The organism is Pseudomonas sp. S2_A10, assembly GCF_054668465.1.
Genome location: NZ_CP162773.1, coordinates 720,675 through 733,391, shown reverse-complemented (window position 1 = coordinate 733,391; position 12,717 = coordinate 720,675). Strand labels below are relative to the sequence as shown.

Sequence of the window (12,717 nt, the reverse complement as noted above, 5' to 3'; positions counted from 1 at the left end):
TCGCGAGCAGGCTCGCTCCCACAAGGGTGATATGGGTCAGGAAGAGATCACTCTTCCTCAGAGCCCTCGGCGCGCCAGTAGCCGACCGCCTTGATGAACTGTTCATCGAGCCCATGCTCATCGATCAGTACCCGGCGGATCTGCCGTGAGACCTTGGTTTCGGTCGCCACCCATGCGTACAGATTGCCCTTGGGCACCTGCAATTGCTTGACGGTAGCCAGCAGGTTGTCCTTGCCGCCTTCGCGCAGGACCCAGATCACATTGAACGGCGCTGCGCTTTCCAGCACTTGCTGCTCAGCGCCGTTTTCCACTTCGATCACCACCAGCGCCTTGCGATTCGCCGCGAGGTGTTCGAGGCGGCGGGCGATGGCGGGGAGGGCGGTTTCGTCGCCGATCAGCAGATAGCTGTCGAAGATGTCCGGCACGATCATCGACCCGCGTGGCCCGCCGATGTGCAGGAACTGCCCCGGTTGTGCCTGCTCGGCCCAGGTCGAGGCAGGGCCGTCGCCGTGCAGGACGAAATCGATGTCCAGCTCCATTTTTTCCAGGTCGTAACGACGCGGCGTGTAGTCGCGCATCTCGGGCATCGGCCCGTTGTCCTTGCCGGCGCCCAGTTGCATCGTCTCCAGCGCCGCCGCTTGTTCGGCGTTCTGCGGGAACAGCAGTTTGACGTGATCGTCCGTGCCCAGGCTGATGAACCCGGCCAGTTCCGGCCCGCCGAGGGTGATGCGGCGCATGCGTGGGGTCAGGTCGGTGACGCGCAGCACTTCAAGCTTGCGCCGTTTGATTTCGTGCATCACGCGGTGAATGGTTTGAGTATCGACTGCAGTCATTCGGCTTTCTCCGTGGCAGGTTGAACGGCAGGGCCGTCGACGATGGCTTTGGCGGTGTCGTTGAGCAGGTCGCGCACGCGCAGGATTTCCTCGGCGCTCCAGCGCCCGTGGTGCAGCTGCAAGGCATGGCGCAGGTTGTGCACCGCTTCGTGGATTTCCGGCGGACGATCATGGCCGCGCAGCGAGCGCTTGCTGACGTCAATGCGCATGCGTACGCCGTCGAGCGCCACCGCTTGTTCACTTAAAGACAAACGACCGGCGTCGGTGACGCTGTAACGCTTTTTGCCGGCCTCGGCATCACCGGCAATCAAATCGCTCTCTTCCAGAAAGGTCAGGGTCGGGTAGATCACCCCGGGGCTCGGGCTGTAAGCGCCATCGAACATGCCTTCGATCTGGCGGATCAGGTCGTAGCCGTGGCAGGGCTGCTCGGCGATCAGCGCCAGCAACAGCAATTTCAAGTCGCCGGGGGCAAAAACTCGCGGGCCGCGACCGCCGCGTTCGCGACCGGGGCGTTTCTCGAAGCCGTCGCGGCCATCGCCGTGCTCGCGATGGGGGGAATGATGGTCTCTCATTTCGCTTCTCTCTCGTCGTATTTAGATACAACTTAAGATATATCTTAAGCGTTACGCAAGACGTTTTTGGCCTTGTCCTGAGCTTGACGGACGAGCGGTCAAAGCGAAAAAGAGCCGGAAAAAGTTTTTTGATCAATAAATCAAAGCGGTGACCGTAAAGTTAAAGTTATCGCTCTAGTTGTACTTGAGTATATGTTCTAATTCCTCGCAAGTTGCCGCCTTAAAGCGGCTAAGTTGCTGTATGGTTTTTTGCCTGTAACTGTGTGTAGGGCGCAACTTACAGCGAATGTTGCAAGTATCTGTTTTTTGTTCTTTTTTCTGGCGGGGTGTGAGGTTGTTTAACTACGAGTTTGTCGGAAGTTGCCTGCTTACATTCCAGAGGCAACAGCCGATGATGCCCGCCATTGAAAGTTCAAGTTGCTCTGGCGGTCGATGAGCAAATGGTTTGTGAACTTTCAATGACACCCCCTATATAAAGCAAACAGGTACTGAACGATGTTCAAGAAAATCGCAATCGCTGCTCCACTGGCTCTTCTGGCAATGTCCTCCACTGCCTTCGCTGCGGGCGAAGCGTCGCACTCCATCAGCCTGATCGCTCATGTGCCAACCAACGGTTTCTATGTGGTGCCGACTGATCCGGATCTGGTCAACAAGGACCAGGACATGAGCTATCAGCCGACCACCGGCAAGATGGCCGACGTCAACGGTTTCTTCGACGTGCGCAATAACAACGGTTCGGTTCACGCCAGTCTGGAAAGCCTGCCGAAACTGGTTGCCGGCAATACCTCGATCGACCTGCAGGTCATGCTCAACAACAAGGAACTGACCCTGACCCCGCAAATGGTCGTCGGTGAATCCGAATCGGATGTGAACTACCGCGCCCCGCTGAAAATCTCCGCCAAAGGCAGCAACTTTCAGCCGGGTGACTACACCGGTTCCGTGGCGATGATCTTCGACGCCGTGCCACCGGTTGGCGGCAACTGATCGACTGATCAGGTCCAAAACGCTCGCTTTTCAGCAGTGGCGTCAACCGACGGGGCAGGCAGTGATGTTTGCCCCGACGGACTTTCATTGTCAGTCAATCAGAGTACGAGTTCATGTTCCCGATGACACCCATCGCGGCTGCGCTTGCGCTGTTGTTTTGTGCCAGCGCAGCCGTCGCATCCAACACCGCCGGTACGACGCCACGCAGTTTGCTGGCGCAGGCCAAAGGCTTGCCAGCGGATTTCGAGGAGCATTTCTTTGATGTGCCTCTGGCGGTGCGGGTCGAAGTCGACCAACAGCCGTTGGGTGAGGCCATGGTGGTGTTGTCCCGCGATGATCGCATCACCCTTCTCGAATTCACCGACACCAGCGAAAACCGCTTCGGCCCCGCTGAACGGGAAAAATGGGCAAGCTACCTCAAACCCGGCGTGCCATTAGGTGCGTGCAGCGGTTCCTGCCCCGACCAGTTTCTCGCGGTGCATTACAACCTGGAAAGTTCGCTGGTATCGATCGTCACCGAAAACGCCGAACGCGACCTTCAAGCCAAGCGTTATTACGAGCAACCGAGCGGTGGTAGCAGCGGCCTGATGGTGCGCAACCAGCTCAACCTCAACGGTGGCCAGGATCAGGACCTCGGCGGACGCTTTGGCCTGGAAGCCAGTTCAAGCCTGGGCAACTGGAGCCAGACGCTGAATCTGCAATTGGCCCGGCTTGGCGGCCCCGACGACAAGCTCTACCACGCCGTGCACGAGCTGCACACCCAGCGCGAACTGCAAGGCAGTTTCTTGCGCCTGGGTTATTTCACCCCCAATTCCGAAGGACTGACGCGCCAGCCGCGCACGTTTGGCACCAGCCCCGATACGGCGGTCGGCCTCATGTACGGCAGCTCCGACAGCCTCGCGATCAACAGCCCGATGCCCAGCGTTTACCCGATCTACGTGACAGCCAACCGGCAGGGTTCGGTGGAGATCTGGCGCGACGGTCTGTTGATCAATACCCAATCGGTGCCGGCCGGTTTGCAGACCCTCGACACCCGGCCGCTGCCCGGCGGTATTTATGAAGTGGAAGTGCGCCTGATCGAAGACGGCCAGATCACCTCCACCACCCAGGAGTTGGTGTACAAGCCCAGCAACTGGCGCAACCTTGACGAACGCTGGCGCTACAACGTGTTTGCCGGTGAAGAAAGCAAACTGCTGAGCAACTGGGACACGCAATCGAGCGGCAGTCCCACCGCCGGTGCGGCGGTCAATTACCTGCTGCACCCACGGGTGATTGTCGGCGCGTCGGCGCGGCAGATCCGCGAAAAACTGCAATACGGTACTTCCATCGACTGGACCCTGGCCAACCACGTCAGCCTGTATGCCAATGTCTACAAGACCGAGGATTACGGCACCGGTCTGGACCTGCAAAGCCTTTACAACTATGGCGCGGGCAGTCTGGTGATCAGCCACAACCGCAGCTGGCTCGACACCACCAACACCTACGACACGCTGCCGGACGGCACGCGCGTTCGTCCACGTAACGTGTTTGTCGGCCAGACCAGCAATTCGTCGCTGGCGCTCAACCATCGGCTGAGCAGCAAGAGTTCGGTCAATGCCCGGGTCTCGCACAGCGAAGGCAATGTCGAAGGCGTGGGCGTGGATCTGGGCTGGACCCAGCGCGCCGTATTGCTGGGCAGTGATGCCAGTTGGCGCCTGTCGGTCTTTGATCGCCCGGGCAGTTTCAGCAGTGGCGATGCGCGCAATCGCGGCGTCGATCTGAGCATCAACCTGGCGTTGGGCGCTCCCGGTCAGCAGCTCACCGGCAGCATCGGTTCACGCACGGCCCGCGACGGCAAACGCGACAACAATGCTTCGCTCGGCTGGCGCAAGGATTTCAAGGATCACGTGCTGCAAAGCGTCTCGGTGACGGCGCTTACCGACACTTACGGCCTGGGCATGTCGAGCCTGACCAATTTCCGCACCGACGCGGTAAACGGCGACGCCTTCGTCCAGCGCTCTTCCTACAACGGCAACTTCACTGGCGGGCTCAACCTCGACAGCACACTGGTGGTCGGCGGCGAAAAGATGCTGCTGACCAGCCAGAGCGACGTGCGCGGTGCGGGAATGATCGTCGACGTCGAGTCGGATATCGACGACATCGTCCTGCGGGCCGATGACTACAGCGGCGGCGGTGCCGCGCTGAAGCCGGGGCGCAATTTCATTCCGATCACCGCTTATCAGAACAGCTCGGTGAGCTTCGACTTCGAAGGCAACACCGTACCGGCCGCCACCATCGAACCGGCGCGAACCCGCTATCACCTGAACAAGGGCGGCATCGAGTATCGCAAGGTTCGCGTGATGAAAACCCTCACCGTGCTCGGTCGCCTGGTCGATGCAAGCGGGCGGCCGCTCAAGGGCCACCACGTGATCAACCACGCCAGCCGTGGCGTGACCGAAGTCGACGGTTTCTTCTCGATGGAAATGAACGCCGGTTCACCCACCCTGGAAGTGCGCCAGGGCAACCAGTTGTTGTGCCAGTTCCGCTTGAACGAGGCCGACCACCGCAGCGAAAACGACGTGTTGATGATCGGCGATCTGCGTTGCACCCCAGACACCCTCGCCGACGTCACTACCACCGAAATGAAGGCAGGCTGAGCATATGAAAATCTTCCAGGCAGGCTGCGCGCTGACGCTGGCGTTGGCCATGTCCACCGCCCATGGGTTCAATCAGGAAATCCGTGCGACGTTTCAGCCTGACCCGACGCAGCCAGGCAAGAATCTGTTCGTGAACAAAACCCCCAACACCGGCTACTGCGCAAGCTACCCGGCGCAATGCGCCGACCACAACATTTTCAGCATCGAGATGCCTGTACGGTTCGACTCCACACGCTTCATCTCACGTGGTGAACCGATGCTGGTGAAAGCCCCGGCCGACTGGCGACAATTGACAGTTACCAATATGCAAACGCAGGAAACCGAAACCGTCGAAGTGCGCATCATCGGTATCGGCTCCACGTACATTCTGGGCGATTCCGCGACCAGCATCACCGGCGTGTCAGACGTGGCTGAAGCGCATGACAAATTATGGGACTCCAGCGGTTGGGTTTATGTGCCGGAACCCTGCCGTTACAGCGGTGTGGCGTCCTACGGTACGCACAGTTATCGCTTCTTCTGGAAGACCCCGGTGCAAGCTGGCTGCTCCAAAAACGCCGCTTACCGTCTCCCGTCAATAGCTTTCGACAAGATGGATTTTGCTTATGAATTAAGGACTCCCAATCCGTTGGGCATGTCTACCGGGCAATATACCGGCTCGGTTACTTACACCTTGGGAGGCGGCCGCGATTTTGTTCTGGGCGGCCTCTTGCTGCAGCCGGACGACCCCACGCTGACCCTGGATTTCGTCCTCGACGTGCAACACACCCTCAAGGTCGACCTGCCCCCCGGCGGCACTCGGGTCACGCTCGAGCCCGTGGGTGGCTGGGAGCCATGGATCAACAGTGGACGCAAACCCACGCGGATATTTGCCGACCAGGTCTTCTACATTTCGGCCTCATCGCGTTTCAAGGTCATGATGTTGTGCAATTCCTACGGCGGAAACGTCTGCAACCTGGGTAGCCCGAAGGGCGATACGGCCCCGGTTCATGTCTCGATGAGTTTGCCTTCGGGCATCAGCGGCCCCGGCGGCGGTCCGGTTAACCGGATTTCCCTGGATTTCAATCGCTGGTCAGCGCCGTTTCAGCCTGGCGTGTATGTCGAGCGCAAGCCTGGCTATCTTCATTTTGATATGACATCGAAAGACATCGACTTCCTGCTCAGGCCGGGCAAGAACGACCGTTTGCGCGGCAACGTCACCATTATCTGGGATTCGGAAGTATGAGCGTCCCGGTCCGCTTTCACTCAACGTTCATGGAGTTCAACACGATGAACCATGGTCTTTTGCTGGGCCTGCTCAGCGTTTTTTGCCTGACGGCGCAGGCCGGGCCGCAGATCAATGTCGGCACCGTTTACGACTATCTGGAAGCCGACAAGAGCACCTATCTCAAACGGGTTTTCAACAGCGGCGACGCCACCGCATTCGTCAAGATCAATGTGCTCGAAATCGTTTACGACGACGCCGGCACGCCCAAGGAAATTGCTGTCGAGAACGCCGCCGATGGCGCCTCGCGCAACGGCCTGATGGCCAGCCCGGCGCGGCTGATCGTCCCGGCGCAAGGCATGCAGGGCACACGCTTGCTGTACATGGGCGAACGGGATCGAGAACGCTATTTCCGCGTGCGCTTCGTGCCCGTGGTGCCGGAAAAGGAAGACGATTTTGTCGTCACCGGTGAAGAGCGGGAGGATTACAAAAAGTCGTTGTCGGCCGGCGTCAACGTCATGACCGGGTTTGGCACGATCTTCTTTGTCCGCCCAAGAGACGCGCGTTACGCCACGGCGATCAACGAAACCGAAGGTCGCTACGAACTGCGCAACAACGGCAATACCGTGGTGATCGTCGATGAGTTCAAGAGCTGTTCGCTCAGCAAGGAAAGCGATTGCGGGGCGACCACCAAACACCATGTGCTGGCGGGCAAGTCCTTTGCCTTCAACAAGGAAAAGGGCCGTGAGTACCGCTTCTTTCTGATCGAAGGCAGCGACAAGAAAACCATGAAAGTCGCCAGCCGCTAGGCCGGTTTTCCATTCACGCATCAGGTAGCCAACATGATCAAGCAATGCACCGCCGCCCTGCTGGCGGTCGCCGCCGCGTTGACCGCGGCTGTGACGTGGGCCGCCCGGGAGGAGCACACCTTCGAAGTGTCGCTGACCATTCCCAGTCGGCCCTTCTACATCATTCCGGCACAACCGGACTGGATTCACCGTCCGCAGGTGCTGGCCTGGCACCATGCCACGGACAGCCTGGGCAATCTGGAAAAATCTTTTGACATGCGGCATGACAGCAGCGCCATCGAGGCGCGTCTGGCCACCGAGCCATTCCTTGATACCGGCACAACGGGTGAAGTGATTGAGCTGCGGGTGACGTTCAATGACGTCGTGCTGAGTTCGCACATCATTCCGCAACAAGTGCTTTCGGAAGAAGAGGCGGCTGTCGGTAAACGTGTGCTGCTGAAAATCGAACCCATCAAACCGCCGGGTGGCTACCGCCCCGGTCATTACAGCGGCAACGTCGTGCTGTTGTTCAGCGCCAGCGCGCCAAACGGCAATGACGCTGATGCCTGAATGTCTTACGCGGTGGGTATCGCAAGCACGACCAGGGTCCGTCGGCAGATTCGGCCAGCCTGAAACGCTCGCCGAATGCCGTGTGATGGTTTCAGAGTCCGGCCCTGTCGAGGGCTTCGCGACTCAAGGCGCGGGATAGCTCGTTGCGCTCGTAGCTGATTTTGTCGGCCAGCTTCCTGTACTCCCGGTCGCTGCTGAACACCTGGCTGTCGAGCTGACGGAATTTTTCTTCGTACAGGCGCAGGTTCTCCTGATAACGGTCAGGATAGGTATTGCGCAGGTAATCCTCCCAGAAAGGATCGGTATAGAGATCGATCATGCCGTTGACCAGGCCATCCCCCTGTTCGCGCTGGATGATTCTCTGGTAGGCAGCGTTGAGCTTTTCCTCGCTTACCCCGGCCCGAGGCTGCACAGGCATGCCCCCCGCTTGCCAGGGCAAATCCAGACGCTCGCCCAGGCCCGCTTCGAACGCCCGATGAATCTGAATTTCGTCCGGGGCCGGCAGGCGCGGATCAATCAGGTGTTGCTGCTGCTGGCGACTGACCTCCATGGCGGCCTCATCGCTGACCCGATCAAGGCGCGCCGCGCTGCGCGCCAGACGCACGAGTCTGTCTTCCAGCTGCGAGGCCGATGCCGTTTCGTTGTAGGCCTTGGATACCAGGACTTTGAGCCCCAGTGAATTGAACAGCTGCTGGCCCAGATCAGCGCAATCCTGTGCAGACACGTTCTGCTCGAAGAGCTTTTTGCGCAGATGTTCGTCGAGCGCCGCCGCGTCGACCATGTCCCAGACCCGTGCGGTCAAATTCCGCCGCCCCGCGTCAGTCCCGTAATCGGCGGATTCGCGTTGCTTGCGGATCACGCTGAAAAAGCCGGCGGAATCAGGCTCGGCCATCAGGTCATGCCAGGACTGCTCGCGGTATCGGCTGAAGGCTGCCGAGGGGTGGGACGGATCAGCATTGGCGGGCATCAACTTCCAGTAATCAAGCTCATCGGCGGCGGCGGATGAATAACCGGGCACGACGCTCAACCCTACCGACTGGCGATACTCGCCAAGACGCCGCAACTGGTCACTGTCGAATTTGGCAACACTGATCCGTGCGCGAGCCAGCAGGCGCGCCTGATCGCTACCGGGTTCGACCCGGGGCAGGGTGTCCAGCGGATTGTCTCGCATGTCCAGGTAGAAGCCTTTCGGGCGCTGCCGTATCTGTCCATCGACTTCAAGCCATCCTGCCGGCCAATCGCGAATGCGCGTATTGACCAGGTTCAGTTCGACCAGTTGCTCCATGCGCCCGATATCCGGCGGCACACGCAGGTTGTTGCCATTGAGATTCAGGCTGTGCAGGCGGGTGAGATTGCTCAGGCGCGTGCTTGAGTCATAGGTCAGTTCAATGCTGTTGTGCGACAGATCCAGTGTCTGCAACTGATGCATTTTCCCGAGGGCAGCCGGCACCTCCTTGAAACCGCAGCGCTGGGCGCTCAATTGCCGCAGATTCGGGAAACTCGCCAGCAGGCTGTCCGGTGTGGTTGAAAGCGCAACGTTGGCGATGTTCAGTCCGGTAATCCGGTCGAAGTATTGCTGCATCCCGCGACGCCGTCGCAAGTCGCGCCACCATGACTCAAGGTTCGGTAGCGGCAGTTCGGCTGAAAGGTCCAGCGTATAGCCGTGTTCCGGATGGGGATTGCGTGCGCCGGGCCGTTCGTTCTCGCGTTTGAAGCACTTCCTCAACTGCTGCTCGATGTACAAGCCGCCCTCGCGGACGAAATCCGTTGGCAGCGCGATCAGTTCCCCGTTGTCTTCAATGACGGGGGTGTAACTGCTGCGCCAGCTGTCGAGGGCGTTGTCGAGCACTTCGCGTTCGCGCTCAAGGTCGGCGATGGCGCGTTCGCTGTTGCCCTTTTTTTCCAGCGCCGTCAGGAAACCCGCGACCTCTCTGTCGTTGAGTTTCGGGTACAACTGTCTGAGCCGCTGTTCCGGGGTCTTTGCCGCCCAGGGCCAGCCGCGTAGAAGAATCTCCGTCTCGCGGGGGGCGACCGTTCGGATCGGCGGTTGCGCCAGAGCAATACGGCGTTCGGCTGGCGGGGCGCTTTGTTCCATGATCCACAGTTTCAAGGCGCGGCCCTGACCGCGCTGATAACCGGTACTCGCCAGCGTTTCGAGCGGTACGGCGCGCAGGATGGCTTCGTGGAAGTCGCTACTGTCATGCAGCAACTGACCCTTGGCGTCGCGCACTTCATAACGGCCTTCGCCACGCCTCAGCAGCTGCCTTACAGTACTGGCGTCCTGCGGCCCGACACTGCAGCGCAACGGACCGTGCGGGCTGCCGTCGAACACTTCGATGCGCAGGTCGGCAAAGGTGTCGGTGTGGATTTTCAGCGTATTGAGCGCCAGGCGTTCGGTTTGTTCGGTCATCAGATCGTCCCGATAAAAACCGTCGTACGCGCGACTGGCCGACGCCTCGAAATCCAGCTCTCGGGCCTGATTCTTCAGGCGTAGCGGCAAATGCTGTTCGTCGCTGATGCGTTGCCGTTCGGCGACGCGAGCCTGGCTCAGAACCGTCTCGGCCAAGGGCAACGGCAGATCCGGAAACGACTGTCTGATCACCGCTATGTCGGCGTCGCCGCTGCGCTGCCCGGCCTGGTACAGATGGCGGGCGACGGCGCTGCGCTGCTGATTGAGTGCGTCGGCCAGTTGACCGCGCAGGACCTCGACCCGTTGCTCGGCAGTGACCATCGGGCCGAGCAGATGATTGAACTCGTCGTCGCGCAGGAACCCGGCGACCCGCTCGGGCAAATGTCCGGCGTTGAGATCAGCCTGGCTGATGCGCAACGTGTCGGCTTCGGACGCCAGCGGGTTGCCGTATTTATGCGAGTAGCCGGTCAGGTCCTGACGCGCGAAAACCTCCAGCGCGCGTCGCGGCGGCCAGCCCGGCAGGCTGGTCAGCATCGGCTCCAGCCATACCGCATCGGCATCGATCGGCTTGCCGTTACGCAGGTTCTGCGCAGCCTCGATGACATCCTCGTATGCACTGACGCGCCTGACCGTGTCGGCCAGCAGCGGCGGTGGCGGGCTGTTGTCGCTGTGCATGCGACGCAGTTCATCGTGGCTGGTGCCGCTGCTGCGCCGGATGTCCTCCAGTTGCACAGGCGTAAAGCGCTCGACGCTGTGGCCCAGGCGAGGCATCAGCCGGGCGTCGGGCCAGTCGCCTGGCGATTCTGCTTCATGCAGCCAGGCGCCGTGACCGTTGTGTTCGATCCTTGGCTGGTAGGCATTTTCTCGATTCGGATGTTTGATCCGGTGGGTTTTGCTGGTGGCATCGGCGGAGGCTTTTTCCACCACATAGAGCTTGCCTTCCAGCGGCAGGACGCTGGCGCTGGCATGTCGATGCAGACCGTGACGATCGGGCTTCGATTGCGCTGCCAGGCTCAGCTCGTCACGTGCATAGGGGCTGAGGTCGCGATGCCACAGGCTTGGTTTGCCGTCGGGCAATTTGACCTGTTGCATGGCATCGACCTGCGGTGAGAGTTTTATCCGCAACGTTTCGCCAATCTGCGCGCCGGCGGCGAACGCCGCCAGTTGAATGACATCGGTCACCACACTGATGACATGTCCGGCAGCTTCCTCCCAGACGCCTTCGGCCAGATCGACGATGCCTTCAATTACATCGCTGGTCAGTTGATAGGCGGTATAGGCCATCATCACCTCGCCCAGACCAGGCACAAAGGGCGTGGCAATCAGCAGGGCGACGTTGAAGATGTCCGAGACGATCCGCTTGAAGTTGTCCCACCATGCCCAGCGTGCGTTGCTATCGGCATCGGCGGTCGAGACAGCGATTTGCCGCGCATCATTGATGACCTTGTTGAGTTTCTGCTGATAGACGTGCCGCCAGTAATCGCCCTGCAACGGCAAGCGCGTGAACTGCAACCTGGGCTTTTCCACCGGGTCCTTGCGCCACACCGGGCGCTGGTCGGTGCTCTGCTCGCGTTCGTGATGGCGGACGACGAACAACCGCTGTTCGAGTTCGGCAAAAAAATGCCCACGTTGCTGCTGATCGACGAACTGGCTGAAGAATTGCCGGTACGTATGCCCGGTCGAGGCGCTCAGGCGGTCCTCGCGCAACTGGCGGGTCAGTTCGTCACGAAACGCCGCCAGCGACTCGTACTCCTTGAGTGGATGATCCGGATCGTGCGGCACGTAGACGATCAGGCGTCGAACCCCACGACTGTCGGGGTGGCCGTGCATCAGCAACAGAATGCCGGTCAGGCGGGTACCGAGCATGGACAGGTCATTGCAGCGAATCGAACGGTTGTTGAGACGCAAGCGCGGGTTTTCCTCTGTGCTGAAGCTGAGCACCATCCTGAAGGTGTCGTACTGGATCTCTGCCTTGAGCAAGGCGATGTGCGCCGCGACGGCGAGGGCGTCTTTGAGGCTGGTGCCGATCTTGTATTGCAGAAGGCTCTCGGCCAGCGCTTCGCCGGGCAGCAAGTAGCCCTGCAAGTGCCTGGCATATTGCCCGCCCAGGTCGAGGTCGCGACACAGTGTCTGGAACTGGCTGATGGGCATCTGGTTTTTGAGCGGCAAGACGTCGAAGTGGCCGCGCGCATCAGGCTGACTGATGTAGTCCGAGCCTGCGCCGACCGTCTCGTTGGCGGCAAAGTTGTGCAGAGCGGCGTCAAGCAGGGAGACCGTACGGGTCGTCGAACCGTCGACCACGTCGATTGCATACCAGGGACTGCTGGCGGGGATATACAGGCGCAGCCAGGTCTTCCTGACGTCCGGCTCGATGCCATGGCATTGCTTGATCCTTGCTTTGAGCAGCGGCTCGGCGAAGGCGTACAGGTCGGTTCTGGCCAGCAGATGATCGACCTTGTTCTGCGAGTCCCAGGCCTTGAGATTGGCGGCGGCGAGTCTGCTCGCATACGTACCGGGTGCGCTGTACCAGGGTTCGCGCTTCAGTGGCGTAGCGGCGAGTGCCAGGCTGCGGCTGAGCGTTGCAGTTTTGAACGGCGCGCTGACAGCCGATTCGATGAACGCGTAATGCCGCCCTTTGTCGGCGGCTGCGGCAGGCTGAGGGGAGTCAGACATGGCCAATCATCCTTGATTGTTTGAGGAATGATCAGCGTACCGGCGGCAGG

General features: G+C 60.2%; 8 protein-coding genes. 5 read left to right on the top strand and 3 right to left on the bottom strand.

Translation table 11 applies throughout. The features are described from left to right. Positions 1 to 47: 47 nt before the first annotated feature. Together AB4N41_RS03280 and AB4N41_RS03275 are read right to left on the bottom strand one after the other, a co-directional pair. Entirely contained in the window at positions 48 to 833 is a 786-nt protein-coding gene (locus AB4N41_RS03280) for a siderophore-interacting protein (RefSeq protein WP_056790103.1), read from the bottom strand. Then, a complete protein-coding gene (locus AB4N41_RS03275; protein WP_016773362.1) occupies positions 830 to 1,405 on the bottom strand; it encodes a PadR family transcriptional regulator in 576 nt (191 codons plus the stop codon). Before AB4N41_RS03275 ends, AB4N41_RS03280 begins: the two co-directional genes overlap by 4 nt. A gap of 495 nt (positions 1,406 to 1,900) precedes the next feature. On the opposite strand from AB4N41_RS03275, the gene AB4N41_RS03270 reads away from it, so the two are divergent. From AB4N41_RS03270 to AB4N41_RS03250, 5 genes are all read left to right on the top strand, one after another. Next, positions 1,901 to 2,389 (top strand): CS1 type fimbrial major subunit, encoded by a 489-nt coding sequence (locus AB4N41_RS03270; RefSeq protein WP_041479903.1) that lies wholly within the window; start codon positions 1,901 to 1,903, stop codon positions 2,387 to 2,389. 113 nt (positions 2,390 to 2,502) lie between these two features. Then, positions 2,503 to 5,025, top strand: a complete 2,523-nt coding sequence (locus AB4N41_RS03265) for a TcfC E-set like domain-containing protein (protein ID WP_056790099.1) — start codon at positions 2,503 to 2,505, stop codon at positions 5,023 to 5,025. 4 nt (positions 5,026 to 5,029) lie between these two features. Next, complete coding sequence (locus AB4N41_RS03260; RefSeq protein WP_460138338.1) at positions 5,030 to 6,247, top strand: hypothetical protein; 1,218 nt, start codon at positions 5,030 to 5,032, stop codon at positions 6,245 to 6,247. A 44-nt stretch (positions 6,248 to 6,291) separates the two neighbouring features. Next, the gene (locus AB4N41_RS03255) at positions 6,292 to 7,035 is read left to right on the top strand and encodes a molecular chaperone (protein WP_460138337.1); all 744 of its coding nucleotides are present in this window, start codon (positions 6,292 to 6,294) and stop codon (positions 7,033 to 7,035) included. Between the two features lie 33 nt (positions 7,036 to 7,068). Continuing rightward, positions 7,069 to 7,584: a CS1 type fimbrial major subunit gene (locus AB4N41_RS03250; RefSeq protein WP_056790095.1), complete on the top strand. Its 516-nt coding sequence runs from the start codon at positions 7,069 to 7,071 to the stop codon at positions 7,582 to 7,584. Positions 7,585 to 7,675: 91 nt separating this feature from the next. On the opposite strand, the gene AB4N41_RS03245 is transcribed toward AB4N41_RS03250, so the two are convergent. Continuing rightward, complete coding sequence (locus AB4N41_RS03245; RefSeq protein ID WP_460138336.1) at positions 7,676 to 12,667, bottom strand: dermonecrotic toxin domain-containing protein; 4,992 nt, start codon at positions 12,665 to 12,667, stop codon at positions 7,676 to 7,678. Positions 12,668 to 12,717 lie beyond the last annotated feature (50 nt).